Origin of the sequence: Vibrio sp. V15_P4S5T153 (assembly GCF_963874485.1) — a bacterium.
Lineage (GTDB): Bacteria > Pseudomonadota > Gammaproteobacteria > Enterobacterales > Vibrionaceae > Vibrio > Vibrio anguillarum.
Window position 1 is genome coordinate 827009 of the sequence record NZ_CAWNHR010000011.1, and the last position, 25114, is coordinate 852122.

A 25114-nucleotide genomic window follows, 5' to 3' on the forward strand; every position below is an offset into this window, starting at 1 on the left:
GTTTAGGCTTCTGATTTTGGACTAGAGTGTATTGCAGTATAATGACAATAACTTTGTGACCCAAATACAGGCAACTTGCTTTTCCGTTGCCTAGGACATTTTATGAATAATGATATTGAAAAAGATTTCAATTTAGGCGGTAGTGTAGAGCATGCGCTCAAGGGAGATTACGAGCTAAAAGTCAACGCCGTGCTCAAAGAGGCATGGGATTGTACGATCAAGCAATTTATCTCCTTTTCTCCTTCCATCGTGATTCTTTTATTTGTGCAGCTTGCGATCTTCTATATTGCTTTAAAATTGCAACTGGGTGATCCATCACTAATCTTGGATGCGTTAGAAACACCAGAAGCTTTCACAGGCAATATTGTACAAGCTATTTTTGTGGCTAATTTTAGCTATGAGGTCGTTAGTGCACCTATTTATGCTGGCGTGAGCTTAATGGCGATGAGTCATGTCGCTGGGTTAAGAACACAGCCAAGACATATAGGTAAGGGATTACAGTTCACCATCCCAGTGATTTTAGCAACGCTATTCAGCTTATTACTGCAAGGTGTAGCAGGAATGATTTTCCCATTGCTATCAATGTATTTGAGTATTGCGTTTAGCCAATCCATCTTATTGATCTGCGAAAAACGGGTTCCACCTATGCAATCACTGCTATTATCCTTACGCGCAGTAAATAAAAAAATCGTTCCTATTGCCGTGATTTATTCCGTGATCATGCTGATGTTCGTTGCCGCCGCGCTCTTTTATGGGATAGGTTTCATTTTTGTATTACCTTTCTTCTTTCATGCTAAAGGGATTATTTATCGCAATATGTTTGGCATCAAACTAAAGATCATAGCGACTAATCAATCCGACAATAATCCAAATTCTCAGGTGTTCAATGCGTAAAATAATCTTACTTACCGCCATCTCGCTCGTGGTTGTGAGCTGCAGCGTTTATTACGTCAAGCAAACCTCAACTGAGACGACTTACAAAAGCGACATTCCATCTTTGCAAGGTGCTAGAGCTGTTGGAAAAGCGCCTGACTTCTCAGCCATCGATGATGTGAATGAGAAAAAGCATGCTTTTTTTTCTTTCTTAAAACCAGGGATAGCTTGGGAAAATTTACGTGTTTTGCGAGAGCGTGAAATATTAGAGAGGATTGCACAACATCATCTAAGCAATCAGATAGCCAAAAGTGACTATAGTGAGGCGCAAAAACTCTCTAAGCGATATGAAGTACCGATTCCTGCAGAAGGCATCACTAGCGCATGGCTAGAAAACATGCTGCATCGAGTTGACATTTTACCCGAAGCGTTAGTCTTGACCCAGGCAGCGAATGAATCGGCTTGGGGAACCTCTCGCTTTGCAACTGAAGGAAACAACTATTTCGGTCAATGGTGTTACAGTGTAGGGTGTGGGTTGGTACCTTTGCAACGAGTGGAAGGTATGACTCACGAAGTGGCGAGTTTTGGTTCTGTTCAAGAGTCAATCCACGGTTACTTCATGAATGTTAACCGCAACTCCGCTTATCATGATTTACGAGAGATTCGTTTTCGATTAAGAAAAAATAATGCCGATTTATTGAGTGCTGACAGTGCCATGGAGATGACCAATGGCTTACTGAAATACTCAGAGCGCGGAGAAGCTTATGTGCAAGATCTTCAATCTATGATGCGTCACAATCAGCCTTTCTGGACAGAATAATAATGAAAAAAAGAACGCTTACCTTATTACTGACAACGTTATGCTTTGCTAACGCATTTCCCGTTAACGCTCAAGAGTATATGTTTACATACTCCAAGTTGTTTTCAGCAATGAAAAATAACGTGAAAGAAGAGTACCCCAATGTCAAAGTCGCTTATTATTTCCTTAATGCCAATACCAAGCAGCTCTGCCCAATAGAGAAGGCTTGGATGGAAAAAGAAAAGCACTATGAAGCGTTGAAAGTCAGTAGCAACCACGAGCTACTACTTCCTTTAGACGATCATTTACGGCAAGCGAATCCGTTAGTGTTTGTCGATACTCCTCAAGATATGCGTTGTGACTTTTCGACTGTTGTTATGGCAAAAGAGCAGTTCAAAGGAGAAATATCTTACCAGCAGGTCGCCATCTTATTACCTCAGATGCAAAAATTACTGGAAGAGCTCGGCGGGATGTTTGCGAGTTGGTTCACACCCGATGTTTCTGGTGTCACACTCGAATTTGCCAATAATTTGAATTCGATCATTCAGTTGAGTAACGGCGAAACCATTAACATAGAAAATGGCAAAGCCCAAGTGGATCTCAGTCAACTGGGTGAAGGTGGATCGATGCAGTTACCACAAGAAACGGTTCGCGTGTTACCTTATCTTCCCAAAGCGAAACATTAGACATGTTGGGCTAATATCAATAGGGCTGCATTCGCAGCCCTTACTCGTTTTATCTTTGTAGGAATATCAAAGATTGGTGACATCCAACTTCAAACTAGGATCAAACTCCATCACGCTATCCTCATCTTCGAGCGCTAGGATTGGCATCTCTTCTTTATCAAAACCAATGTCGCCGCCATTAATAACGCCTGAATCACGGTTAATCGACTTAAAGTCAAACAACTTGAAATCAGCCAAATGGCTAGGCACTACATTTTGCATTGCACTAAACATGGTCTCGATGCGCCCAGGGAACTGTTTATCCCAGCCATTTAGCATTTGCTTAATGTTTTGACGTTGCATGTTTGGCTGAGAGCCACATAGATTACATGGAATAATCGGATACTCTCGCATGTTCGCATATTTGATAATGTCTTTTTCACGACAGTAGGCTAGAGGGCGAATTACCACATGTTCACCGTTATCAGACACAAGTTTAGGTGGCATTCCTTTGATCTTTCCACCATAAAACATGTTCAAAAATAGCGTTTCTAGAATGTCGTCACGGTGATGGCCTAACGCAATTTTCGTCGCACCGAGTTCTTTGGCTGTACGGTACAAAATACCGCGGCGTAAGCGTGAACAAAGTGAGCAGGTGGTTTTCCCTTCAGGGATCTTATCTTGAACAATAGAATACGTGTCTTCTTCGACAATTTTATATTCAACGCCTAGCTGCTCTAAGTACTGCGGCAGAATGTGTTCAGGGAATCCGGGCTGTTTTTGATCAAGATTCACGGCAATAAGCTCAAAGCTAACAGGGGCACTTTTCTGAAGGCTCATTAGAATATCCAGCATGGTAAAGCTATCTTTACCGCCAGAAAGACATACCATAATACGGTCGCCATCTTCAATCATATTAAAGTCAGCAATGGCTTGACCCGTATTACGACGGATACGCTTCTGAAGTTTATTGAAATTATATTGTTGAGCTTTGGTGCGCTCTTGAATTTGCTCAGTCATCAGTGTCTGGTCTTTAATCTTTAAAACAAAATAGAGTGCGTATGATACGGATAAATAGCGCAGATGCCAGATCTAACAAGTAAGGAAGATAAAAAATCCCCCTCGTCTATGACAAGGGGGATCGATGATAGATCGGGCCATTTTAAATAGAGGTTTTAGGATCTAAAGGGCTCACGTAGCCATGCGGCTTTAATGCTAAAACATCACAGTTAATTTTATCAATGACTTGTTCTGCCGTGTTGCCAATAAATACTGCCGATAACCCTGTACGCCCCGTCGTACCAAGAATAACCATCGCCGCATTGAGCTTTTCAGCTGCTTGAGGAATGACGTCTTCAGGCAAGCCTTGTTCTACAAGTGTTTGAGATTCATCTATACCATGCTTTTGTCGCAATGCTTTCATTGCCATCAAATGGTGACCACGAACAGCATCAGTGTAGGTCATTGGATCAAACTCGGGCAGCTCAATGGTAATATTCGCAGGCGTAATAGGGTATGAATTCACAAGATAAGGCGTCGCACCTAAACGAGTGGTGAGGCTTTTTAGTTGTTCAACCATGCAATCATTTAAATCAATATGAGCCGGATTTTCTGACCCCACATGTACCGAAGCGATTATATTCGCATTCTGTGGCCAATCTGAATTTTTAACCAATAGCACTGGAGTTGGGCATTTACGCAATAAGTGCCAATCTGTCGGTGTAAAAATAACGGATTCCAGGACATCATGCTTGCGCGTCCCTTTGATCAGAATGTCATGTTCTCCGTAAAATATCTCAGCAATAATCGCTTCATAAGGGCGGTTATGCCACACCACTTTTACTTCAAATTGAATCGAACTATCAATATACGATTCAGCTACTTTCCTCATCCATTGCTCGCGCTGATGGATAACACCACGTCGCATAGCATCACGTTCATCAACAGAGAGCATCGACGTCATGTCATAAGAGAAATCATAAATAGATAGAAAAAATGTAATGTGGCTAGAAGACGTGCTTTGCTGCGCTAACTGTATGGCTCTGGCAAGGGCGGGTTGTTCATCGTGGTTGATGTCAGCAACCACCAGAATCTTGCTATAAATACTCATATCGACTCCTTAATTATGGAGGAGGGCGTTAGAGTTACTTTAGCTCATAACCAGCGAGAATTTTAGAAAAAAAGAGAGTTTTTAACAGAAGTATGACGTAGCTCATTTAAGAGCTACCTCATTGAAGTTACTTAGTTTCTTTAGATACGCCTGCCAGTTCCATCAGTTGGTCATGGTCAAGGATTGTGATGTATTTGCCTTTAACGCTAAGGATTTCAGACTTCTGAAAACGGCCGAGTAGACGACTGATCGTTTCAACAGTGAGACCAAGGTAATTACCGATATCACCACGAGTCATTGTCAGACGAAACTCTCTAGGGCTAAAGCCGCGCTGAGAGAAACGAGTCGACAAGTTATAAAGAAAAGCCGCCAATCTTTCTTCTGCATTCTTTTTAGATAGCAGAAGAATCATCTCTTGGTCACCCTTAATTTCATTACTCATCAAGCGCATAATTTGCTGACGTAACTTAGGCATTTTACCCGAAAGATCATCAAGAATTTCGTAGGGTATTTCGCATACCATTGATGTTTCTAGAGCCTGAGCAAAGCTAGGATGAGAATCATCAGTGATCGCGTCAAAACCAACTAAATCACCCGCTAAATGAAACGCAGTGATTTGTTCATCACCTTGCTCAGTAATGGTATAACTTTTAATTGTACCTGAGCGAATAGCGTAGAGAGACTTAAGGTCGTCACCAGCTTTAAATAGCTCTTGGCCCTTTTGGATAGGTTTTTTACGCTCAATAATTTGATCAAGTTGATCAAGTTCAGATTCATTGAGAGTAAAAGGAATACAAAGCTGGCTAATGCTGCAATCTTGACAGTGAATTGCACAACCACCAGATTGAATGCGCTTTGCCGCTGGCTTATCAGAAATCATAACAACCTTTCACTTTTTGATGTACATCAATATTTTAGCACCCATTACCCCTAAAGGATAGCGAAAAAAGATGCCATAAATCAGACAGCTACCACGTAGATGATAAAATACTCACTGCTCCATAACCCGTGTATAGACCATAGAGTATGATAAAAATCGCAGCAAAATGACGAAATATGAATGATTGTTGAATGTTCTTCAAACGGGTCGCTCCGTAACCAACAAGAAGCATCGCAGGTAAGGTTCCCAAACCAAAAGAGGCCATAACCAGTGCCCCAGACAGCGCACTACCGGACACCACAGACCAAGTCAGTACCGAGTAAACTAGCCCACAAGGTAACCATCCCCAGATAAACCCAAAAGGGAGAGCGAACCACGTTTTCCTAAGCGGGAGCAATGATTGCCCAAAAGGCGAAATAAAACTCCAGATTTTTTGCCCAACCTTCTCCAGCTTCAACAGACCAAACCACCAACGCCCAACATATAATCCAAGTACAATCATTAGGCCTGCCGCAATGAGCCTCAACCAAATCAACGCATGATTAAGTGTAGAGAATTCGGATAGCGAGGCGGCGAGGCCTCCTAATAAACCGCCAAACAGCATATAGCTGGCAATACGCCCAAGGTTGTAAAAAACAAGCAGTATTGGGAGTCGATCACTGCGCTTTTCACCTAAGGTCAAAAGAGAAGCAATTCCGCCACACATTCCCATACAGTGGCCAGCTCCAAGTAAACCGATAAAGAAAGCACCAATCCAATCTGCGGTCATTTTTTCTCTTCTTTTGATGAGGTAAGTTCATCTTCATCAAACAAAATATTGTGTCCTTGGCGTTCTAAATCTTCAAACTGTTCGCTTTTTACTGCCCATAAAAAGATGATGACGGCGATCGTAACCAAAACGATCGCTATGGGGATCAATATATAAAGACTTTCCATCTACTTATCCCTCTTTTTGAGTAGTCGAAGAGAATTAGATACCACAATAATCGAACTCGCCGACATGCCCACAACGGCAATGTAAGGAGCAACCAGCCCCGCAACGGCGAGTGGCAAAACAATAATATTGTATCCAAGTGACCACGCTAAATTTTCCCGAATGATTTTGCGAGCTTTTAACGCTAAGCTTCTGGCTTCCAATAATCTGTCGAGTTTATCACCAAGTAAAACCATATCAGCGGATGCTTTTGCGACATCGGTTCCACCACCCATAGCGACTGATAAGTGCGCACCAGCAAGCGTTGGCGCATCATTAATGCCATCGCCAATCATCATGGTGATATCATCATCTGGTAACGACTTTAAGTAACTCAGTTTATCTTCTGGTTTGGCATTCGATACGACAATATCGATATCCATTTCAGCGGCCACACTTTGGGCATTGACTTGAGAATCCCCCGTTAATAGCGTGATCTTAATTCCTTCCTGATGGAAACGATCGATAAATTGTTTCGCTTCACTACGGATAGGATCGCGGTACGTGAAGGTCGCAATGTGTTGCCCGTTGAGCGACAGATAAATACGATTTGCTCGATCGTCACTGATGTCGTTCAAAACAAATTCGGCGCTGCCGATACGAACATCGCCGCCTAAATATTTACCTTGAATACCAGACCCAATCATATTCTGCACATGCTCAACACGAAACTCGTCATTACGATATTGCGCAAACGCTCTGGCAATGGGGTGATTGGCATGATGCTCCAAAGCAGCGGCTAGCGCCAAACAATGGTTTTCGTCTATATCACCATGCAACTCAACGTCACTAATTTCGATATCACCACGGGTCAACGTTCCCGTTTTATCAATAATCAAATGGTTAACTTTGCAAAGTGTTTCAAAGACATGGTTTTTTCTCAATAAAATACCAAAGTCACCCATTCGTGATGTAGCGCAAGTGATGGCTGTGGGGGTGGCAAGAGAAAGCGCGCACGGGCAGGTTGCCACTAAGACCGCTAACATGATCCAAAATGCATCTTCAGGTTTTGTCTGGTGCCAATAAAACCAAGTGGCTGCTGCAATAATCAAAATTACAGCCACAAAATATCTCGCGACAATATCAGCAATTTCTGCAATCTTAGGCTTAGACATTTGAGCTTCATCTTGCAGTCTAACAATATTGGAAATAACGGAATCCGCTTTAGATGCAGTGACTTCCAACTCGAAAGATTCATCGCCATTTAATGTACCAGCAAAAACAGCATCACCGACTGTTTTGACAACTGGTACTGATTCACCGGTCAACATTGATTCATTAATATGAATACGCCCATTCAACACTCGACCATCAGCAGGGACGTGTTCTCCAGGCAACACGCGAATTCGATCACCAAGAGCTAGAGTTTTTACAGGCACTTGACGGCCATCCAACGTAGTTGCAACCGCAGGGATCAATTTCAGTAAATTGCCGCTAGCCGCCGCGGCTTTTCTACGCGCCCGCATCTCTAAAAATCGTCCAACCAATAAGAAAAAGGTAAACATTGAAATGGATTCAAAAAAGACTTCGCCTTGTTCAGTCACTGTCGCTATCAGACTCGCAACGTACGCAAAAATAAGAGCAATAGAAACAGGGACATCCATACCTAATGTTCTGCCTCTAATGCTTCGCCAAGCATTGAGGTAAAAGGGAAGGGCAGAGTATAAAAGTACGGGGGTTGCAAAGATCAAGCTAACCCAACGAAAATAATTGCGAAACTCAGAATCAAGATCACCGAAGACCTCAAGATAGAGCGCCACAGCAAGCATCATCACTTGCATGGTGGCTAGGCCTGCAATACCCAAGCGATAAAGATATTGCTTCATTGATTGATGGTAGGCTGCCTCATGTGCGTCTGCTTCAAAAGGGGCAGCCTTATAACCTAATTTATGAATAGTGGAGAGTAATTCACTGAGTCGTGTTTGTGTCTTATCCCAACTGAGTAAAGCACGGTTGGTAGTGGTATTGACCCTTATCGAAATTACCCCATTTTTATGAGAGAGTTGTTTTTCAATTAACCAAGCACAAGCCGCACAGGAAACACCTTCTAACGATAACGTTACTTCGGACGTTTCGTTGTCGTTACGAACGAACTCTGCTTGTACATCGTCATTATCATAATGAATGAGTGCTTTGAGCTGCTCTGGCACAAGCTCCACTTTATCTGCAGTGGTCGTTCGGTATTGGTAATAAGATACTAGGCCACTCTCTACAATGGTTTTAGCCACGGTTTCACAACCGGGACAGCACATATCTCTGCTTTCACCTAGAATATCAACTTTATAATCCGTGTTGGCTGGTACATCTTCACCACAGTGGTAACACGCTTTGCACATAGTTTAATTCATTAATTGAGTAGAAGTTGGCATTGGAAACGTTACACGACCTTGGATTAACCACTCCTCATTGTGAGGAGTGAGTTCGATGAACCAAGGGCCTTGTAACGGGGCAGGCAGGGTAATGCGATATATACCTTGTGCATCCGATGCGACAAGTTGTGTGAAATCACGGTCTGGCAGTGTCCGATGAGCAAACATCATTTTAATCGCGGGGTAGTGTTCAAGCTCACCTTTATTAAATTTGAAGATAATATCATTACCCTCAGAGTAGACTTTCGAGCTGAGCTTTAATGCTTTCGCTTCGTTAATTTTTGATAGGTCAATATTAATGCCTTTGCCTTTTTTGTAGTAATCCTCTGTCACCAATGACACTGAATTCTGAGAAAAGACGATAACCGTTGCAATCGTCCATATCACCACAGTTAACGGTAAGATGATCAGAAACCACGGCCAGAATTGTTTATACCAAGGAGTTACCATAAAAAAGTTCTCAACAACAAAATAAAGAAGGCTTATTAAAAAGAGAAGAAAGACAGCCCTAATAAAGAGCTGCCTTTGTTGTGCAATTAGTTCTCTGTATTGCTTAAACTCCACACGTAAGCAGCAACCAATTGAACTTTATCTTCACCGAGAATGTCATTCCAAGCAGGCATAACACCTGATCGGCCATGTATGACCGTTTGAGTAACATCGGCTCTTGAGTCACCAAATAACCAATCGTTATCAGTAAGATCAGGTGCTCCAAACGCAGGGTTACCTTTACCATCCGTACCATGACAAGCGGCGCAAACGACGAAGCGAGCTTTACCTGCTTCCGCTTCTCGAACGTTCACAGAACGCCCAGAAAGGCTTAGGGTATAACTCACCACTTCCTTCACACCTTGCTCACCGAGGACATCTTTCCAAGCTGGCATTTGTCCAATACGACCATGTCGGATAGTGGTCACAATCGCTTCTGGTTCACCACCATATAACCAAGCATTATCGGTTAGATTCGGAAAGCCTTTTTGACCACGAGCGTCAGAACCATGACACTGAGAGCAGTTTTGTAAGAATAAACGCTGACCAACCTTCAATGCATCAGAATCTGCTGCAATTTCAGGAATAGGGCGTAAATCCGAACCGCCGCCAGTATAAGCTAAGCGTTTAAATGCTTCACCAAAGTAGGTGTTTGCGTCATCTAACTCTTTTGCATACTGTACTAACACTTTATTGTTTTGCGCATTTGCAATCGAGGCTTTGGACTCATCAAGAGAGCGAATGGTTTGATCTGAACTTTGCCAACCAAGTACGCCCTTAAAACTACCTAACCCAGGATAGAGGGTCAGATAGATAGCGGCAAAAATAAACGTACTAATAAAAAGATAGGTCCACCATTTAGGCAGAGGGTTGTTGAGCTCACGAATACCATCGTATTCATGGCCCATATCCGAGCCTTCTTCCACTCCCATTTTGTCTTTTAAACACCAAACGAGCAGAATCGCACAGCCCAGCAAAGTTCCCACCGTAATGATGATGACCCATAGACTCCAAAATGTCGTCATTGTTTAGTCACTCCTTGTTCCTTAGAGGATTTGGGCTGTTCATCGGCAAAAATGAGGTTAGCCGCTTCATCGAAACGAGCTTTACGGTTTTTGCCATAGGCCCACCACACTACGCCTATAAAACAGACGAACAGCACTATGGTCCAAATACTGTGAATAGTACCGATATCCATAACTACCCCTTACTTCATTGCGTGACCAAGAGATTGAAGATAAGAAATGATTGCATCCATTTCTGATTTCCCTTCGACATCTTTTGCTGCATTCGCGATTTGTTCATCGGTATACGGCACACCAAACTGATTACGGAATAATTCAAGTTTGCTTTGCGTAAGCTTGCCGTCCAACACATTTTTTGCTAGCCAAGGAAAACCGGGCATGTTTGATTCAGGAACCAGTTCGCGAGGATTAGTCAAGTGAACTCGATGCCATTCATCAGAATAACGACCACCAACACGAGCCAAATCAGGCCCAGTCCGCTTCGAACCCCACACAAATGGATGCTCCCAAACACTTTCACCAGCCACCGAATAATGACCATAACGCTCCGTTTCGGAACGGAATGGGCGAATCATTTGGCTATGGCAAACGTTACAACCTTCGCGAATATAGATATCACGGCCTTCAAGTTGCAGCGCAGTGTAGGGCTTAAGATTTTCAACAGGCTCAGTAGTTTGCTTTTGGAAAATCAATGGCGTGATTTCAACCAAGGCTCCCCAACTGATGGCAAAAATAATGAAAATAGCCAGTAAACCGACATTACGTTCGATGATTTCATGGCGATTATTAGAACTCATTCTTTCATCTCCTTATGCCGGTTGAGGAATAGCTTTTAAGCTATTATCTGGTGCAAAAACCGTTTTATACGTGTTGTAAGCCATCAGGAACATACCTGCTAAGAAGATAAATCCACCAATGAATCGAACGGTATAGAATGGGTAAGAGGCTTGGACAGACTCAACAAAACTGTACGTTAACGTACCGTCAGAGTTAACAGCACGCCACATCAGGCCCTGCATAACACCTGAAATCCACATCGCAACGATGTAGAGCACCGTACCAATAGTCGCTAACCAGAAGTGAGCATTGATTAGACCAACAGAGTACATACGCTCTTGGTTAAATAGGCGAGGGATTAAATGGTATACCGAACCAATCGACACCATTGCCACCCAACCTAGAGCTCCAGAATGCACGTGACCAATAGTCCAGTCGGTGTAGTGTGACAGTGCGTTAACTGTCTTAATCGACATCATTGGTCCTTCAAACGTAGACATTCCGTAGAATGACAATGAAACGATGAGGAATCGTAAGATTGGGTCATAGCGCAGTTTATGCCAAGCACCAGATAACGTCATAATCCCGTTAATCATCCCGCCCCATGAAGGAGCAAACAACACCAACGACATCACCATGCCAAGTGACTGAGTCCAGTCAGGCAGAGCAGTGTAGTGTAAATGGTGCGGACCAGCCCAAATGTAAAGAGAGATCAAAGCCCAAAAGTGAACAATCGATAAACGGTATGAATAAACAGGGCGTTCAGCTTGTTTTGGTACAAAGTAATACATCATACCAAGGAAGCCGGCAGTAAGCAGGAAACCCACCGCATTATGACCATACCACCACTGAACCATAGCATCCACCGCCCCAGCGTAAACTGAATACGATTTACCCATAGAAACAGGGATTGCCATGCTATTTACAATATGTAATACAGCAACAGTAAGGATAAAAGCTCCGAAGAACCAGTTTGCCACATAGATATGTGCCGTCTTACGTTTGACGAGTGTTCCAAAAAACACTATCGCATAAGATACCCATACAAGAGCAATGGCGATATCAATTGGCCATTCTAATTCCGCGTATTCTTTACCGGAGGTATAACCCAAAGGTAAAGTTATTGCTGCAGATAAAATAATGGCTTGCCATCCCCAAAAGGTGAAGGGCACAAGAGGACCACCAAATAGACGAGTTTGACAAGTACGCTGAACAACATAATAAGATGTTGCAAAGAGGGCACTTGTACCAAACGCAAAAATAACCGCATTAGTATGCAGAGGACGTAAGCGACTGTACGTCAACCACGGCGTATCAAAGTTTAGCTGTGGCCAAACTAATTGAGCGGCAATCAAAACACCTACAGCCATACCAACAATACCCCAGAGAATAGTCACTAAGGTAAATTGCCGAACAACTGTATAGTTGTAGTTTTGTTCAAGCTGCTTTTCTTGGCTCATTTGCATGCTTCCAATTTCTAATTAACTACACTTTACTTCCAACACGACACATGTCGTAATGCCCCCCAAATCCACAATAGAAATACTGCTTTATCAGAACGTTACTATCTATTGCTGACTTTAAAAAAAGTGGCATTTTCAACCGTCAACTATACTGCAATTAACAATTCAATGACAGAGTAGTAACCTTACAGTTGTTCAGGATTTGGCCTTTTATTTCAAAACTTTGAAGTTTGTTACACGAGGAAGGAAGCATCATGGCTTCAGAAAAGCTTACAAAACACAGGTTTGCTCAAATACTAATCACATTACTCATTCTTTTGGTCGCTTTTTTCTGGAGGACTTTTTCTTATCAAAACGTCGACATGACAAGCTGCACTCCAACACCAAATTGTTCTGTATTTGTAAATGAACAGGAAATTATAGTGATTAAAGATGATAAAAACCCAAATCAATACATAATTGGGCCACGAATTCCTGAACTAAAAATACATACAAATGGAACACTTATTCAACATTCCGACCACTGGATAATCCAACCAAATTCACCCAATAAACCTATAACTTTCAAGATAATTGGAAAAAGATCCTCGATATAAACTCTTACAAAAATAAAACATGAACCCAATCTGGTTCTTGGATTGATCAGCATAAATAATAACTAGAATGAAATCTTCGATTATCAGACTAGTTATTAGGTATTTTATGGTAAATACTGATTTATGTTTAATGTCATGAGGATAGATAGAAAAGAGGAACTAAAATATGATCATTTGTAATTTAACATAATATGCATAATGCGTACTGTGATATGGCTTCTGTTTTGGTGCTAACCATTAGCGCCAATGCTCCGCAACCCATTGATATTGTTCTTAATCCTAGCCCGTTGTGCTTTTTTGCTATGTGTTCCCATAGCTGTTTTATTCTTGGGTTTTCGTTGCGGTCTGAGTGACATCCTAGTAGTGCCAGTTCTGGCTCTATTCCTGCGTTTTCTGCGAGAAAAACCGCTTCTTCATCAGTAACATAGCGAATGCCTTTTCTTATATTGCTTATCTTCTGTGGTGACAGATTCAAATCGTGAGCAATTTGCTTGTCTTGTATGTAGTTTTTAGCCTTTTTATAAGCGTCTAACAGTTCATTGGCATACATGAGCACCTCCTTTCTTTTCTTCATTCTAGCTGTTTAATCCTGATTTTTCGCTATTGATAATCCTGATTAATCGATATTACAATCCTGATAAATCGATATTTGACTGCCTTGGGCGCTTGCTCTTGACGCTCTCGCCCTTGGTGGTCAATCCCTCAATCAGTCAAGGTGGTTGTTATGGCAATTTCAGTTAAGAAAGCTAAGTTATCAAACTCAATGAATCCGTTTGTGATTATTCAGTTAACTTCAAATCACTTTCTTTCTTCAAACGGCTCTTATGGCTCCAATCGTTTTGCTATCACTCCATGTCGCCTTAACGCCGTTAAGCTTCCTCTTGTTACTGCTAACTCTGTTTTGCATCAAGTTAAGCGTGAATTTCCTCTAGCTCAAATCTCTTATGAGGTTCGTTAATCATGCCAATCCAAATCAAACCACTTAAAAAACGCCCTGTGTACTTTGAGCATCACCAAGAGGGCTATTGGTGCTCGGTCGACGGTATTCCTGAGTATTTTAAGAACAAACACGAAATGTACATGTTTGCTTGTAACGAATCTCGTGAACTCATTGAAATCACTCATGAGAATGAAAGAACTTTGCGCGCCTCTGGTGCTTTTGAGCCTAATTATGAATAAGACAATCATTGACTATTTGAGTTTCTCTGGCTCTCCGCTTCTTCTTGAGCGTTGTAAAGAAATGGCAAAGCAGCGTTTTACGCTATCTCAAGCGCCTAACGTGTTTGAGTCTCAAACTACTGTAGCTGTCGCTAGTCGTGAGAATACAAAGATTCGTTACTTTGCTGAAAACTTGGCTCAAGTGCTTGGTTGCAATGAAATGGAAAACTTCGCTAATCGTGATTTGTACTATGCCTCACTGGATAAAAAGCTGGTTGAGTGTGATATGGAAATCGCAACGGATTGTACTTTTAATGAGTGCTATCAACAGCTCATTTCTAACATTGGCATTGATATGTTAGACGTGCTTTGTCACTTTGAAGTTGAGTCATTTGTTGAGCTACTTAATGAAGAGATCACTTATAAAGACAACCATTGGACGCTTGAGCGTCGCGGCGGTTTCTCTGGTTATTCTCACAGTGCGCTATTGCTTTGTAACGGCTCTCAAGCGGGTTTAGTTGCTTGGGGCGCGGCTAACTTTGGTTTCTATGTCTCGTTCTCTGGCTCTGGTTGCTCTGCAATCAAAATGGATGTTTTACATAAAGCATTAAAGCAAATGCCTTATGTAAAGCTGACACGTGTTGACGTGGCTTATGATGATTTGCAGGGTGCTATCACGGTCCCTTACTTACGCGAACAATACGAAAACGGTGAGTTTATCACTCGTGGCGCTCCTCCTAGTTACAGCTATTTTGAGTCGGGTTCTTTGGTTACTCGCGATGAGTCAAAAAAATACGGTGTGGTTCCCGATAAGGGCCGAACGCTTTATGTTGGCCAACGTCAAAACGGCAAGTTATTTCGCGGCTATGAGAAAGGCAAACAAATGAAATCCATTGAGTATCCTGATTGGGTACGCTTGGAGGTTCAAATAGGCAATAAGTCTCGCGTTATTCCGCTTGATATTTTAATTGATAGTGATGCTTATTTTACGGGTGCGTACCCTGCTCTAGCTTCCGTTCTTGAAAATGTTGAGCCTAAGCGTATTCCAATTGCTCGTGTAATCGCTAACGCGCAAATACATCGCTATACAGAAATCGCAAAAAAACAGTACGGCAAATTTATTAACTTTTTAAATTTAATGCATCAAGATTCTGAGCACGTTATTAAATTAATGACTGACGGATTCTTAATAACTGACATTCCCGACCGTTTAAAAATTCCGCTATGGTCGGAATCAACTGGAGATATATAACATGGGTAAATTAACAGTAGTCGTAATTGGTTGTGAACATTCCAAGGGTTTAGCTAAGGCAACCAATAAGCCTTATGATTTCGCTCAGGTTAATTATTTAAAACCAAATGAGGGTTGGAGTTCTGATAAAGGTTCTTGTCTTGCTTTTGGTTTAACGCAACAACAAATTGCAATGAATCCTCAACCCAGTTTGCTTGCTGAGTTTCAAAAACTTCAGGGTAAATTTCCGCTAACTTGCGATTTAATGCTTGATGCTGACCCGTCCAATCCTCAGCGTAATATTGTTGTCGATATTAAGCCTCACGCTTAGGTTTTTTATTTATGTCTAACTGCGTAATACAATACAACGGCTATTTAATGCTTGCCCCACAAGGGTTTGATTGTACTTACGTCATATTAACGCCTAGTGAGTTGGAACAATTACAAAGCAATTCGCTAGGTTCGTTAACTATCGACCCTCAATTATATGCAGACGTAACAGGTTATTTATTGTTGTCTTTTGTGTCTGGTCATATTTTGGGTCGAATCTTAAAGAGTCTCGGAAGAGGCTAAACATTAACTTAATAAGTGAGTAAATATTATGGCTACTACAGTAACAGATACAATCAATGCAGCAATCACTGCTGGTCAAGCTAACTATACCATCGTAGTTGTTGGGCTAATTGCACTCGCTGCTATTGGCTTTGGTCTTCGTGCGATTATCCGCGTCATGAACGGCTAATCATGCTAGAGCTTGTTTCGGACGTCATCACTGTTCTTATTGCTTTGTCTACTGGTGGGGCGTTCGTTTACGGGGTCTACACTGGTATCAACGCCTCCTGATTGGGGGCGTTTTTCTTAATTCTGGGGGGTTACATGCGTAGCGCAATCAATACCGCTCTTTTCATTCTCTTCTTACTGCTCGCGTTCCTGACCTCCGTCGCGTCTCATGCTGCTGATTGTCCTATCGGTATTGTTAACACTTCTGTCAGTTGGGTTTGGTCAAAATATGGTAATCGCCCTTACGTTTGCTCTTCTAATTGTAAGTCTGTTCCTGATTCTCTTGTTCTTTGCTTGCCCGACGCCGATTCATGTTCGTCTGATTTTATTACTGATGGTTCTGCGTGTCCCGATTCAAACGGAATGGTTTCCGGCGGTGAGTATCCCGATATTCCTGAGCCTCCAGTTGCCGAATTAATCCCTAAGTTTACTAATACTAATCCGGATTCCGCATCTGTATTTACTGCTCAAAACTTATATAAATTAAATTACTTTGCTGATGGTGTTGATACTGTTAGCGCTGACCTTGAGAGATTTAAAGAGTTTCTTAATGTAACCAATCGTAATTTAAATAACGCTTCTCATACGGTCTCTTCTAATACTCGAATTATTGATTCTGGTTTTTTACATATAGAGAACAAGCTCAATGCCACGAACACAAAAGTTGATGGATTATATTCTAAAATGCAAGAGGTAAAACAGGCTGTTGATGGTATTGATTCTGGTGGCGGTACAGGTGGCGGTGGTTCTGTTGATGTTACAGCGATAAAAAATTCTATTGATAATTCATTGGTTCCAAACTCTTATATATTAAATAACAATATTCAAACAATGACGGGTCGATTGGATAATATAAAAAACTCGTTAGATAATAACCACAATTCACAAACTAATTTCTTTGCTAGAAAAATGGACGAACTAATCTCGGCTGTTGGTAGTTCTGGCGGTGGTGATGGTGATGGTGATGGTGGTGGTGATAATTCTGGTGTAATCAATGCGCTTAACAATCAAACTACTGAGCTTAAAGGTGGTTTAAACTCTCTTAGTCAAGGTATTGACAGCCTTAACGATGCGCTCTCCACTGGCTCTTATGTTAGTCGTGAGTTCAAAGGAAAAGTCGACTTCGATACTGTTGGCCTTTATAAGCCTGATTTGCTTGAGTCCGTTCTTGCTGATACTGAAGAGTTAAAACAGCAATATGAGCAACAAATTGATGAGTTTAAAAAGATATTTAGCTTTGATGTATCGCAATTAAACAGCGGTCAATATAAAGAGCATTCATTAGACTTTGTATTACCCAACGGAAAACAATTAAATTTAAAGTCCGGCGTATTGCCTGCTTTTATTGACCAAGCTAATTTAATTGCTGCTGTAATCTTGTTTATTGCATCAGTTATTGCAGTCAAAGCAATTCTAGGGAGTCGTAAATAATGGAATCATTATTATTAATCGTTCAATCAATCGGTGATTTCTTTCAGACTATCATTGATTTCTTTTTGAATATTCCAGATTACTTCGAACAACTAACCATTTTTATTAATGCTTATTATATTAAGTTGAAGTTGAAATGGATGGTTTATTCTTTGGTCTTTGCCTATAAAACCGCCTCATATTTATTAAATGATATTGGCTTCACTCAAATAATCATATTAACGTTTAATGCTTTGCCCGACGAGTTGCGCTTTTATGCTTTCCTTTTCAAGATACCACAGGCGATAAACATCATATTTACAGGCTTTACCACTGCGTTTGTTATTTCAGTGTCGAGGTTTTAACGATGGCTATCACGATTAGAACTGGCCCGAATGGCTCTTATAAATCCGCTTATACTGTCTATTTTGTTATCTTTGAAGCCTTAAAGGCGGGGCGCGTTGTTGTCACTAACATTGAAGGGATGCAACCGCTCGATGTTATTCAAAAGCGCCTTAATATTGAGTTTCCGTCTACTACTCGTCTTATCCGTATCTTCTCAAGGGATGCAAAAGGGATTGAACTCTGGCAACATTTTTTCTGCTGGTGTCCTCTTGGCGCACTGATTGTTATTGATGAGTGTCAGGATATTTTCTCTAAAAACATTGGGTTCAGGATGGATAAAGTTTTCTATCGACCTTTATCTGAGTTTCTCCCTAATTTACCTAAAGATTACGAATCATTTTTTTACTCTCGTTATACTCCGGCCGATATGAGTCAACTTGACGCGGCTGAGGTTGACGACCGAGGCCAAGCGGAATATGACGACCAAGGCCGTATCATTTACCCATTCTCGTTTAACGAGGGCTTTATGCGCCATCGTAAATACAACTGGGATATTGAGTTGTTATCGCCTGACTGGGGTCAAATAGATACTGCTATCCGCGCATGTTCTGAACAATGTTTTCTACATAAAGGACGTGATCAATTCTTTTGGGCAAAGCGTAACCCGCTCATTTATAAACATCCTAAAAACTCATCTACTCCCGTCGTTCCTAAGGCCAAAGACCCTAATCTAATTAATAAAAAAATCCCGATTGATGCGTTTCTACTTTATAAGTCCACGGCTACTGGTATTGCTCGCGGCGCTGGTGCTTTGAATCTCTTGTTATATAACCCGAAAGTATTTTTATCTTTGTTGCTTGGTTTAATTTGTGTGGGGTGGTTTATTTATGGTTTATCCGGTCTGGTTTTTGGTTCTTCTTCGGAGATTCAGGACGCGCAAGCGAACTCGACTCAATCTAGCGTTTCTCAATCGTCCAGTGTCAGCAATAAAGCGGATTCTTCGTCTAATTCTTCTGTATCTCGCAGTGGGGATAGCGATAAGGCTGCTGGTGGTTCCAATAATTCACTTGTTTCTGGGCGTTTAGATGGTTTGCGTTCGATGCTTGGCTTGTATGATATTCAAAACTTGTACTACACGGGGCATACAACAAAGAGAGGGCCAAACGGTTTCAAGTTCTTTATTACGTTGGAAGCCAAAACACCCGAGGGAACGTATTATTTTGATGATACGTTTCTCGCGGCCAACGATATCAAATATGCTCACTATGATGATTGCTTGCTCAAGCTGACAAAAGACAACATGAATCTAAACGTATTTTGCAAACCGCGCGCATTAGATGCTCCAAATATTGAGCGAGCTGAGGTAAAGTTAAATTCATTATTTTAGCTTATAGCCAAATATGACGGACGCACGACGACGAAGACTAAGGAGGAGGAGGACGGAATATGGCGTTTATATATTATTTCAAGTAATTAAAAATAATATAATTACAAGTCTTGACATTTTAATGTTGTGATTTGAATTGCAATAATAAATTATTAATTACATGTAATTACATCTTGCATTTTATGTTCGTTCCTGTGCTTTATTTTAAGCTATTTTATTAAATACCTTTACTAATATAAAGGGTCTTAATTATCGCTCTTAAAATTGCGCACATTAATTATTTAACATTTACGCCTAAAATATTCATTGCGCCCTTTAGGCGCTTTTGCATTATTCAAGCGCTCACTGTTCTGAGCATCGCAGATATAAGCAATGCACGTAGTGCAAGCGCTGCACCAAGCCGCTCGCCTCTGCTCATTGGTTCTCTTGATTCAATCGGCGCGGTTAGTATCTGCCAATGCTTCTCGACATGCCGCCACATCTCGCCCTCCTAGGCCGCTCTTTCTGCTTTGTTTCGTGTTAGGCGTTGGTTATAGTCGTAGACATTGGATTTAAAGCGTGTGGGCTTTGCGAGTGTCGAGCAATGCCCTTTGTGTGGAGCCGCAAGGCGCACCCCGTATAGTAATACGGGGTGAAAGTCTCACCCAGTTAATAACTATGTATTGCGTTTACTTTCTGAATCAGAAAGCTTGATTTGAAAATCTATTGGTCGTAGCCTCTATGTGCTAGGTTTTATATGTCAAGGATCTGAAATGGCTAAGTTTTTAAATACAAGTGCTACAAATTACTATCTCGAAGAACTGATTAAGAACGCATCAGAGAGGCTTATTCTTATTAGTCCGTTTCTCAAATTGAATGATCGAATAAGGGAGCTCCTCGAAGATAAAGACCGGTTAAAAATTGATATAAGAATCGTGTATGGTAAAAGTGAGTTACAACCCGATGAAATAAATTGGCTTAAAGGGCTATCTTTCGTGCGCACTAGCTTTTGTAAGAATCTACACGCCAAATGCTATATAAATGAGAGTTCTTGCATCATTACAAGCTTAAACCTGTACGAGTTCAGCCAAGTGAATAACAACGAAATGGGTATTTTTATTAATCGTGAATTGGATCCGGAGCTCTATAAAGATTCATATGACGAAGCACAACGTATCATTCGCATAAGTGATGAAGTGAGAATCTCTCTTGAAAAAGTTTCAGCTATCTCATCAGAATCCGAAGATGATGAAGAACTTGCTACTTCAAATGAACAAACTAAAGTTACCTCTTCAAAACTGGCTAAAAAATATAAACTTAAAACTGATGATTTTCTCAATCTGTGCGTGGTTAAGGGCTATCTGGCTTTAGATAATGGGAAGCATATTTTGACTGATTCTGGCAAAGAGCAAGGAGGCGAGTTCAAGCACAGCAAGCGATTCGGTCCATATTTCATTTGGCCAGAGATACTTGACATTGTGTAATTTAGCTTACATTTAAATACAATCCTACGGGGGTACTTTCCAGCAATCCATAAGGGATCGCGGTCACTTTGCTTCTAGCCTTTCAAAAAGTGAACCGTGCCATGTATGAATAGGCAATTAGTTGCTTTTTCTATTTTAGGCGTTATAAGTGTCAAAATGTTGATTTCTATAGGTGTATAACATGTCTGATTTATGTAGATTCAATTTTGAAACATTTGCCTACAATGTTGATTCTAATCTTTCTTCTATGGGCCTTCCGGTTATGGATTCGGCTTTTGGTGCTGCTACTTCTTCGATAGCAGCGTACTCGGCTCTTGACCATGCTTTGCATTTTGGTGGGAAGCCTCCGGCTAACATCGCCGTCGGGTTATCTGTTTTTTATGCTGGTGCGGTGCTAGGTTCTGCGGTTATGGCCGCCAATAGAGCGACTCGCTGTGATAAGAAGCAGTTGATTCAAGCTGCGAAACAGCTCGGGCTCTATGGTGGTTGGATTGATGAGGCTGTTAATAACTTTCCGCAAATTTTACGGAGCAATTAAATTATGGGATGGTTTAAAGATAAAGCCTTGCTGCTTCTCGTCGGTTTGCTTTGTGCGTTGAGCGCGTATGCTTATTTCTATTTTTTGGGTGAATGGTCTTTTTACCCGATTATAGCTGTAGGTTTGGGCTTATTTTTACATCGGTGTTATGACAAGTTCTTTGTGAAAAAACGCTGAGATAAAGCCCCTTACGGGGCTAATTTATTCCTTTATTTTGCTGATTGCTCTCGCAAATTTAAGCAGCTTAGATAGTGTTTTCACATCGTTGACCGCCTCAATTTCTAACAATGCTATACCTGCTAAAATTTCTTGGGGTGTTACAAGCTGCCCTGTCGGCAATTCCATTCTGTTATAGTGCATTTTGAATTGCTCCCAGGTTGTGCATGAACTGAGTTCGCGTCCTTTCGCCATCCTCATTAGTCGCTTACACTCCCTTGGTATCTCTTTTCCTTTATCCCACCCCTTGACCACGGTCACACTTTTAAAACAAAGTTTTGCGGTCTCTTCTTCACTTAATTTGCACTCAAATTCACGAAAAACAAAGTTTTTGGTCATTTCGTGATACTTCATGGTGATATCTCTCAGAAACGAGAGATATTATAATTAATGCGTATGCAACTGTATTAACCATAACCGCAAATAATACGCACTTTGATTTATAAACCATCATAGCAATTGAAACCATACATCCAAATTTTCATTTCACAGTGAAATCACACCTTACTCATAACTCTGCTGCATTGATTTGTATCCGTATGTATTTCTCTGGAACTTTATATTTAAATTTTTTGCCTATCTTAATTTTAGATTTTGCTTTCGCGCAGATTTGGTAATCACCGTTTGTCCCAACGCCTACAATTTCTGCATAACTTTGAACATGCTTCATTTCGATCATCACGTCACAATATCCATCAAGCTTAGATCTATATTTTTTAAGAGCTTTAAGCGTTTGCTGTTTTATTGATTTCGCGACAGGATTACTTTCTGAATCGTCGGCATAACCCTTTGAACAGAAAACTACTATCACTAACGAAATGATAACTACACAGATTTTTTTCATCGTCGAGAACCTTTACAGAGATTTCCATCATGATATCAGCGAGTTATAAATGGACGATGTGTAAAGTTAATCGTTTCGACGATGTTCGTTTTTTAATGAAAACAATCTGTAACTTAAGAATGGCAGACTCAATGTGACTTCTTGGTTCGTTGCTCTTTTGTATGAAATCCCTGATGAGGAAAAACATTGCGAATACGCTGTTGAATTTTTTTAGGTACGTCTTTAGAAAAAACCAACTTAACACCCGTTCTCTGCTGGTAAACTTTTAGTTCGCCGCTCAAATCTGTCTTTTCAGCAATCTCAGTCACATTATGTTTAAAACTTGGAGGGAAATGACCTTTAACTTGTGCTACGACACCATCTTTGAATTTAACTCTCAATATAGGCCGATCAACAGCGACTAACCAAAAGATAACTGCAGCAGCAGCCAGAATGACATACAACATTTTTATCTCCTTTCTTATTCAGACAGTAATTTACTTAAATCTTCTTTTAAACTTGAGACGGTTCTACTCGCTTTTTCGCTACGAGATGCTTCACTTAACAGGTATTCAATCGCGTCAGACAAAGTGCAACCAAGCTCATTGGCTCGATATGATAGTTTTTCCCACACTCGATAATCGAGATCGATAGATTTCTTTCTGGTGTGTAGTTGCTCGGCATTAAAGTGGCGTTTGCGTTTGGCTCTAATTGCTTGCTTGAGTTTATTACTCAGTTCAAGTGACATGTGCTGATCAATCCACCCAAGAACCAGATTGGGTTCATGCTCTATTTTTTTTAACTGTTCAATTGCAGCTAGAGCTTCACTTTTGTCTACATAACGAGTGATTGTTTCGCCATCCTTCCACTTATTAATTAAGTATTGCCACTTCCAACCCGATTCCAAATTTTCAAGCTGTTGATATTTCATAACGTAAAATCCATGCCAAGTTAGGGTGACAGCGTAACCCACCATCGTTCAGAGTTCAATTTTTGGATTCAAAAAAGCGAACAAGATCAAGCATAATAATGGAGCTGTTAGACATTGCTATTTTTCTATATAATCTGGCTTCTTTTAATAAACACTAGATTTCAATGACTCAAAATATTTGGCGTTCAGTCACACCTCAGTATGATCAATTCCACTCGCAACTAGCTCAGTACCCTAGTCTATCTCCGGTAACATTACTCGACACACAGCCCAGACTAGCAACCGCTATTCAGCAGTTTGTTCAATTGAAAGGTTTTACACGAGTGATGTTGATCAACGCGCCAGATAACTCAATTTATCGTCAATTAGTCAGTCAAAAACTTCAAGTAATAAAGCCAAAATCGCACGTTATTTGTACGGAGTCCCTCGATATGGGGACTATCTTTGGCCAATACCGCGCTGAAAATGGGCTTATCACCAGCGAAATTCCTGGTTTATTGGATAAAGCCAATGGTGGTTATCTTCTGATCTCCGCTAATATGCTGTTGGCTAATCCTAAAATGTGGCCATTATTAAAAGCGGCAGTATTAGGCGAAGATGTAAGCCCCATTAATTGTGATGCTAAATCACCACACCCCTCACCAATCTCTAAAAGATATGAGGTTAAACTGATCATTTTAGGTGATAGGAACCAGTTAGCCGATGTCGACTATTTGGATGCAGACGTCCGCTCAAGCTTTTGTTTCTACACCGAATTAGAGTTGGACCTGAAAATTGATGAACAATCGATATTGACCTACCTCGCTTATTTGCGTTGGATATCTGAAGAATACCAACTCCCTACACTGACTGAAGATGCCATTCCTGCTCTTATGACCGCAGGTGCCCGTTTCACGGAAGATCAACATTACACACCGTTATGTGTAATATGGCACAGAACACTCATAGAAGAAGCGGCCTTAGAGTCAAATCAGTATCCGATTACTAAATCTCATATCGAAAGCGCCTTAGACAAACGCTATTATCGAGAGTCTTATCTGCAGCAACGAGCACTCGACGACATACTTGATGGACAAGTCATTATTGAAACTCAAGGCGAACAAGTCGGCCAAGTTAATGGATTAACGGTGATCGATGTTGCTGGCCATCCTCTTTCCTATGGTGAACCAGCTCGTATCTCATGCGTTGTGCACTTTGGTGACGGTGATATTACCGATGTCGAACGCAAAGCCGAGCTCGGTGGTAATTTGCATGCAAAAGGCATGATGATAATGCAAGCCTTTGTAAGCAGTTCAATGAACCTTGACGCACCGCTTCCCTATTCTGCTTCAGTTGTCTTCGAACAATCATACAGCGAAGTGGATGGCGACAGTGCATCACTAGCCGAGTTATGTTCTTTAGTAAGCGCTTTATCTGAACATCCCATTAACCAACAAATCGCTGTGACAGGTGCGGTTGATCAATTCGGGCGAGTCCAAGCTGTTGGCGGGCTAAACGAAAAAATTGAAGGCTTCTACCATGTGTGTAAGCATCAGGGATTCACGGGTGGACAAGGCGTCATTCTACCAAGAACAAATCTAAAACATCTTGCGCTTCATAAAGATGTAGTCAATAGCATTAAAAATGATGAATTTCATATTTGGCCAGTCGCTACAGTTGATGAAGCCGTACCGATCCTTATGGGTGCGTCATTCAGAGGCGATGACGAAGAAAGCATCATTAATAAAATTGCTCAACGTATTGAAAACTTTGAAAGGCATGACCAATCACACAGTATTGCAGAGCGCATTAAAAACTGGTTTGTGTAGCACTG

At 41.1% G+C, this 25114-nt stretch carries 33 protein-coding genes; 16 read left to right on the top strand and 17 right to left on the bottom strand.

Annotation, left to right across the window (positions count from 1 at the left end):
* The first annotated feature begins 102 nt into the window (after window positions 1–102).
* Genes AACT42_RS05650 through AACT42_RS05660 form a run of 3 tightly spaced genes read left to right on the top strand, consistent with a single transcriptional unit; the run spans window position 103 to window position 2358 of the window.
* Window positions 103–894, top strand: coding sequence for a membrane protein (locus tag AACT42_RS05650; protein ID WP_026028002.1), 792 nt, complete (start codon window positions 103–105; stop codon window positions 892–894).
* A complete protein-coding gene (locus AACT42_RS05655; RefSeq protein WP_017044710.1) occupies window positions 887–1693 on the top strand; it encodes a glucosaminidase domain-containing protein in 807 nt (268 codons plus the stop codon). Before AACT42_RS05650 ends, AACT42_RS05655 begins: the two co-directional genes overlap by 8 nt.
* 2 nt (window positions 1694–1695) lie before the next feature.
* Entirely contained in the window at window positions 1696–2358 is a 663-nt protein-coding gene (locus tag AACT42_RS05660) for a DUF2987 domain-containing protein (protein WP_094134123.1), read from the top strand.
* A gap of 66 nt (window positions 2359–2424) precedes the next feature.
* Here the strand turns inward: AACT42_RS05660 and ttcA are convergent, their stop codons facing one another.
* The 11 genes from ttcA to ccoN all read right to left on the bottom strand — a co-directional run bounded on the left by ttcA (window position 2425) and on the right by ccoN (window position 12420).
* Entirely contained in the window at window positions 2425–3357 is a 933-nt protein-coding gene (ttcA, locus tag AACT42_RS05665) for a tRNA 2-thiocytidine(32) synthetase TtcA (protein ID WP_013856889.1), read from the bottom strand.
* Between the two features lie 142 nt (window positions 3358–3499).
* A complete protein-coding gene (uspE, locus tag AACT42_RS05670) occupies window positions 3500–4447 on the bottom strand; it encodes a universal stress protein UspE (protein WP_094134124.1) in 948 nt (315 codons plus the stop codon).
* A gap of 127 nt (window positions 4448–4574) precedes the next feature.
* Complete coding sequence (locus tag AACT42_RS05675) at window positions 4575–5327, bottom strand: FNR family transcription factor (RefSeq protein WP_010320258.1); 753 nt, start codon at window positions 5325–5327, stop codon at window positions 4575–4577.
* An 88-nt stretch (window positions 5328–5415) separates the two neighbouring features.
* Window positions 5416–6096 carry a sulfite exporter TauE/SafE family protein gene (locus AACT42_RS05680; RefSeq protein WP_013856891.1) on the bottom strand — a complete coding sequence of 227 codons (681 nt, stop codon included), beginning with the start codon at window positions 6094–6096 and terminating at the stop codon, window positions 5416–5418.
* Complete coding sequence (gene ccoS / locus AACT42_RS05685) at window positions 6093–6263, bottom strand: cbb3-type cytochrome oxidase assembly protein CcoS (RefSeq protein ID WP_013856892.1); 171 nt, start codon at window positions 6261–6263, stop codon at window positions 6093–6095. Before ccoS ends, AACT42_RS05680 begins: the two co-directional genes overlap by 4 nt.
* Entirely contained in the window at window positions 6264–8636 is a 2373-nt protein-coding gene (locus AACT42_RS05690) for a heavy metal translocating P-type ATPase (protein WP_019282272.1), read from the bottom strand. It abuts the gene before it with no gap.
* Window positions 8637–8639: 3 nt separating this feature from the next.
* Window positions 8640–9119, bottom strand: a complete 480-nt coding sequence (locus AACT42_RS05695; protein ID WP_094134125.1) for a FixH family protein — start codon at window positions 9117–9119, stop codon at window positions 8640–8642.
* 86 nt (window positions 9120–9205) lie between these two features.
* Window positions 9206–10183 (bottom strand): cytochrome-c oxidase, cbb3-type subunit III, encoded by a 978-nt coding sequence (gene ccoP, locus AACT42_RS05700; RefSeq protein ID WP_094134126.1) that lies wholly within the window; start codon window positions 10181–10183, stop codon window positions 9206–9208.
* Window positions 10180–10356, bottom strand: a complete 177-nt coding sequence (locus AACT42_RS05705) for a CcoQ/FixQ family Cbb3-type cytochrome c oxidase assembly chaperone (RefSeq protein WP_010320252.1) — start codon at window positions 10354–10356, stop codon at window positions 10180–10182. Before AACT42_RS05705 ends, ccoP begins: the two co-directional genes overlap by 4 nt.
* A gap of 9 nt (window positions 10357–10365) precedes the next feature.
* Window positions 10366–10980: a cytochrome-c oxidase, cbb3-type subunit II gene (gene ccoO, locus AACT42_RS05710; RefSeq protein WP_013856896.1), complete on the bottom strand. Its 615-nt coding sequence runs from the start codon at window positions 10978–10980 to the stop codon at window positions 10366–10368.
* A gap of 12 nt (window positions 10981–10992) precedes the next feature.
* Complete coding sequence (gene ccoN, locus AACT42_RS05715; protein ID WP_026027333.1) at window positions 10993–12420, bottom strand: cytochrome-c oxidase, cbb3-type subunit I; 1428 nt, start codon at window positions 12418–12420, stop codon at window positions 10993–10995.
* A 257-nt stretch (window positions 12421–12677) separates the two neighbouring features.
* Here ccoN and AACT42_RS05720 point away from each other — a divergent pair, with 257 nt between their 5' ends.
* Window positions 12678–13019, top strand: coding sequence for a hypothetical protein (locus tag AACT42_RS05720; RefSeq protein ID WP_088732413.1), 342 nt, complete (start codon window positions 12678–12680; stop codon window positions 13017–13019).
* A gap of 181 nt (window positions 13020–13200) precedes the next feature.
* Here the strand turns inward: AACT42_RS05720 and AACT42_RS05725 are convergent, their stop codons facing one another.
* Window positions 13201–13569 (bottom strand): DUF3693 domain-containing protein, encoded by a 369-nt coding sequence (locus tag AACT42_RS05725; RefSeq protein WP_094134127.1) that lies wholly within the window; start codon window positions 13567–13569, stop codon window positions 13201–13203.
* Window positions 13570–13743: 174 nt separating this feature from the next.
* On the opposite strand from AACT42_RS05725, the gene AACT42_RS05730 reads away from it, so the two are divergent.
* The 9 genes from AACT42_RS05730 to AACT42_RS05770 all read left to right on the top strand — a co-directional run bounded on the left by AACT42_RS05730 (window position 13744) and on the right by AACT42_RS05770 (window position 19330).
* Window positions 13744–13977 carry a hypothetical protein gene (locus AACT42_RS05730; protein ID WP_094134128.1) on the top strand — a complete coding sequence of 78 codons (234 nt, stop codon included), beginning with the start codon at window positions 13744–13746 and terminating at the stop codon, window positions 13975–13977.
* A gap of 2 nt (window positions 13978–13979) precedes the next feature.
* Window positions 13980–14198, top strand: coding sequence for a hypothetical protein (locus tag AACT42_RS05735; protein ID WP_094134129.1), 219 nt, complete (start codon window positions 13980–13982; stop codon window positions 14196–14198).
* On the top strand, window positions 14191–15429 hold the full coding sequence (locus AACT42_RS05740) for a replication initiation factor domain-containing protein (protein ID WP_094134130.1): 1239 nt from the start codon (window positions 14191–14193) through the stop codon (window positions 15427–15429). The genes AACT42_RS05735 and AACT42_RS05740 overlap by 8 nt, the downstream gene beginning before the upstream one ends.
* 1 nt (window position 15430) lies before the next feature.
* Window positions 15431–15739 (top strand): hypothetical protein, encoded by a 309-nt coding sequence (locus tag AACT42_RS05745; protein ID WP_094134131.1) that lies wholly within the window; start codon window positions 15431–15433, stop codon window positions 15737–15739.
* A gap of 11 nt (window positions 15740–15750) precedes the next feature.
* Window positions 15751–15981, top strand: a complete 231-nt coding sequence (locus tag AACT42_RS05750; protein WP_176432266.1) for a hypothetical protein — start codon at window positions 15751–15753, stop codon at window positions 15979–15981.
* 28 nt (window positions 15982–16009) lie between these two features.
* On the top strand, window positions 16010–16150 hold the full coding sequence (locus tag AACT42_RS05755; protein WP_176432264.1) for a hypothetical protein: 141 nt from the start codon (window positions 16010–16012) through the stop codon (window positions 16148–16150).
* Between the two features lie 134 nt (window positions 16151–16284).
* Window positions 16285–17619, top strand: a complete 1335-nt coding sequence (locus AACT42_RS05760; RefSeq protein ID WP_094183101.1) for a hypothetical protein — start codon at window positions 16285–16287, stop codon at window positions 17617–17619.
* Window positions 17619–17963, top strand: coding sequence for a DUF2523 family protein (locus AACT42_RS05765; protein ID WP_094131635.1), 345 nt, complete (start codon window positions 17619–17621; stop codon window positions 17961–17963). The genes AACT42_RS05760 and AACT42_RS05765 overlap by 1 nt, the downstream gene beginning before the upstream one ends.
* Before the next feature lie 2 nt (window positions 17964–17965).
* On the top strand, window positions 17966–19330 hold the full coding sequence (locus tag AACT42_RS05770; RefSeq protein ID WP_094183102.1) for a zonular occludens toxin domain-containing protein: 1365 nt from the start codon (window positions 17966–17968) through the stop codon (window positions 19328–19330).
* A gap of 334 nt (window positions 19331–19664) precedes the next feature.
* On the opposite strand, the gene AACT42_RS05775 is transcribed toward AACT42_RS05770, so the two are convergent.
* Window positions 19665–19811, bottom strand: coding sequence for a hypothetical protein (locus AACT42_RS05775; protein WP_176432267.1), 147 nt, complete (start codon window positions 19809–19811; stop codon window positions 19665–19667).
* Window positions 19812–20082: 271 nt separating this feature from the next.
* Between AACT42_RS05775 and AACT42_RS05780 the strand changes: the two genes are divergently transcribed.
* Together AACT42_RS05780 and AACT42_RS05785 are read left to right on the top strand one after the other, a co-directional pair.
* The gene (locus AACT42_RS05780) at window positions 20083–20793 is read left to right on the top strand and encodes a phospholipase D family protein (protein ID WP_094133200.1); all 711 of its coding nucleotides are present in this window, start codon (window positions 20083–20085) and stop codon (window positions 20791–20793) included.
* Window positions 20794–20974: 181 nt separating this feature from the next.
* Window positions 20975–21331 (top strand): hypothetical protein, encoded by a 357-nt coding sequence (locus AACT42_RS05785; protein WP_094133201.1) that lies wholly within the window; start codon window positions 20975–20977, stop codon window positions 21329–21331.
* A 201-nt stretch (window positions 21332–21532) separates the two neighbouring features.
* Here AACT42_RS05785 and AACT42_RS05790 read toward each other — a convergent pair whose 3' ends face one another.
* The 4 genes from AACT42_RS05790 to matP form a co-directional block, all read right to left on the bottom strand.
* The gene (locus tag AACT42_RS05790) at window positions 21533–21901 is read right to left on the bottom strand and encodes a phage protein (RefSeq protein WP_094133202.1); all 369 of its coding nucleotides are present in this window, start codon (window positions 21899–21901) and stop codon (window positions 21533–21535) included.
* 154 nt (window positions 21902–22055) lie between these two features.
* Window positions 22056–22391, bottom strand: coding sequence for a hypothetical protein (locus AACT42_RS05795; protein WP_013856900.1), 336 nt, complete (start codon window positions 22389–22391; stop codon window positions 22056–22058).
* Between the two features lie 128 nt (window positions 22392–22519).
* Entirely contained in the window at window positions 22520–22837 is a 318-nt protein-coding gene (locus AACT42_RS05800; RefSeq protein ID WP_013856901.1) for a DUF3634 family protein, read from the bottom strand.
* Between the two features lie 14 nt (window positions 22838–22851).
* Complete coding sequence (gene matP, locus AACT42_RS05805; RefSeq protein ID WP_026027109.1) at window positions 22852–23301, bottom strand: macrodomain Ter protein MatP; 450 nt, start codon at window positions 23299–23301, stop codon at window positions 22852–22854.
* Window positions 23302–23465: 164 nt separating this feature from the next.
* Here matP and AACT42_RS05810 point away from each other — a divergent pair, with 164 nt between their 5' ends.
* Window positions 23466–25109 carry a S16 family serine protease gene (locus tag AACT42_RS05810; protein ID WP_013856903.1) on the top strand — a complete coding sequence of 548 codons (1644 nt, stop codon included), beginning with the start codon at window positions 23466–23468 and terminating at the stop codon, window positions 25107–25109.
* Window positions 25110–25114: the final 5 nt, after the last annotated feature.

Bases quoted from the DNA above. Each gene is read 5' to 3' on its own strand.
- AACT42_RS05650 (WP_026028002.1), top strand. From the start codon at position 103: ATGAATAATGATATTGAAAAAGATTTCAATTTAGGCGGTAGTGTAGAG.
- AACT42_RS05655 (WP_017044710.1), top strand. From the start codon at position 887: ATGCGTAAAATAATCTTACTTACCGCCATCTCGCTCGTGGTTGTGAGC.
- AACT42_RS05660 (WP_094134123.1), top strand. From the start codon at position 1,696: ATGAAAAAAAGAACGCTTACCTTATTACTGACAACGTTATGCTTTGCT.
- ttcA (WP_013856889.1), bottom strand. From the start codon at position 3,357: ATGACTGAGCAAATTCAAGAGCGCACCAAAGCTCAACAATATAATTTC.
- uspE (WP_094134124.1), bottom strand. From the start codon at position 4,447: ATGAGTATTTATAGCAAGATTCTGGTGGTTGCTGACATCAACCACGAT.
- AACT42_RS05675 (WP_010320258.1), bottom strand. From the start codon at position 5,327: ATGATTTCTGATAAGCCAGCGGCAAAGCGCATTCAATCTGGTGGTTGT.
- AACT42_RS05680 (WP_013856891.1), bottom strand. From the start codon at position 6,096: ATGACCGCAGATTGGATTGGTGCTTTCTTTATCGGTTTACTTGGAGCT.
- ccoS (WP_013856892.1), bottom strand. From the start codon at position 6,263: ATGGAAAGTCTTTATATATTGATCCCCATAGCGATCGTTTTGGTTACG.
- AACT42_RS05690 (WP_019282272.1), bottom strand. From the start codon at position 8,636: ATGTGCAAAGCGTGTTACCACTGTGGTGAAGATGTACCAGCCAACACG.
- AACT42_RS05695 (WP_094134125.1), bottom strand. From the start codon at position 9,119: ATGGTAACTCCTTGGTATAAACAATTCTGGCCGTGGTTTCTGATCATC.
- ccoP (WP_094134126.1), bottom strand. From the start codon at position 10,183: ATGACGACATTTTGGAGTCTATGGGTCATCATCATTACGGTGGGAACT.
- AACT42_RS05705 (WP_010320252.1), bottom strand. From the start codon at position 10,356: ATGGATATCGGTACTATTCACAGTATTTGGACCATAGTGCTGTTCGTC.
- ccoO (WP_013856896.1), bottom strand. From the start codon at position 10,980: ATGAGTTCTAATAATCGCCATGAAATCATCGAACGTAATGTCGGTTTA.
- ccoN (WP_026027333.1), bottom strand. From the start codon at position 12,420: ATGAGCCAAGAAAAGCAGCTTGAACAAAACTACAACTATACAGTTGTT.
- AACT42_RS05720 (WP_088732413.1), top strand. From the start codon at position 12,678: ATGGCTTCAGAAAAGCTTACAAAACACAGGTTTGCTCAAATACTAATC.
- AACT42_RS05725 (WP_094134127.1), bottom strand. From the start codon at position 13,569: ATGTATGCCAATGAACTGTTAGACGCTTATAAAAAGGCTAAAAACTAC.
- AACT42_RS05730 (WP_094134128.1), top strand. From the start codon at position 13,744: ATGGCAATTTCAGTTAAGAAAGCTAAGTTATCAAACTCAATGAATCCG.
- AACT42_RS05735 (WP_094134129.1), top strand. From the start codon at position 13,980: ATGCCAATCCAAATCAAACCACTTAAAAAACGCCCTGTGTACTTTGAG.
- AACT42_RS05740 (WP_094134130.1), top strand. From the start codon at position 14,191: ATGAATAAGACAATCATTGACTATTTGAGTTTCTCTGGCTCTCCGCTT.
- AACT42_RS05745 (WP_094134131.1), top strand. From the start codon at position 15,431: ATGGGTAAATTAACAGTAGTCGTAATTGGTTGTGAACATTCCAAGGGT.
- AACT42_RS05750 (WP_176432266.1), top strand. From the start codon at position 15,751: ATGTCTAACTGCGTAATACAATACAACGGCTATTTAATGCTTGCCCCA.
- AACT42_RS05755 (WP_176432264.1), top strand. From the start codon at position 16,010: ATGGCTACTACAGTAACAGATACAATCAATGCAGCAATCACTGCTGGT.
- AACT42_RS05760 (WP_094183101.1), top strand. From the start codon at position 16,285: ATGCGTAGCGCAATCAATACCGCTCTTTTCATTCTCTTCTTACTGCTC.
- AACT42_RS05765 (WP_094131635.1), top strand. From the start codon at position 17,619: ATGGAATCATTATTATTAATCGTTCAATCAATCGGTGATTTCTTTCAG.
- AACT42_RS05770 (WP_094183102.1), top strand. From the start codon at position 17,966: ATGGCTATCACGATTAGAACTGGCCCGAATGGCTCTTATAAATCCGCT.
- AACT42_RS05775 (WP_176432267.1), bottom strand. From the start codon at position 19,811: ATGTGGCGGCATGTCGAGAAGCATTGGCAGATACTAACCGCGCCGATT.
- AACT42_RS05780 (WP_094133200.1), top strand. From the start codon at position 20,083: ATGGCTAAGTTTTTAAATACAAGTGCTACAAATTACTATCTCGAAGAA.
- AACT42_RS05785 (WP_094133201.1), top strand. From the start codon at position 20,975: ATGTCTGATTTATGTAGATTCAATTTTGAAACATTTGCCTACAATGTT.
- AACT42_RS05790 (WP_094133202.1), bottom strand. From the start codon at position 21,901: ATGAAGTATCACGAAATGACCAAAAACTTTGTTTTTCGTGAATTTGAG.
- AACT42_RS05795 (WP_013856900.1), bottom strand. From the start codon at position 22,391: ATGAAAAAAATCTGTGTAGTTATCATTTCGTTAGTGATAGTAGTTTTC.
- AACT42_RS05800 (WP_013856901.1), bottom strand. From the start codon at position 22,837: ATGTTGTATGTCATTCTGGCTGCTGCTGCAGTTATCTTTTGGTTAGTC.
- matP (WP_026027109.1), bottom strand. From the start codon at position 23,301: ATGAAATATCAACAGCTTGAAAATTTGGAATCGGGTTGGAAGTGGCAA.
- AACT42_RS05810 (WP_013856903.1), top strand. From the start codon at position 23,466: ATGACTCAAAATATTTGGCGTTCAGTCACACCTCAGTATGATCAATTC.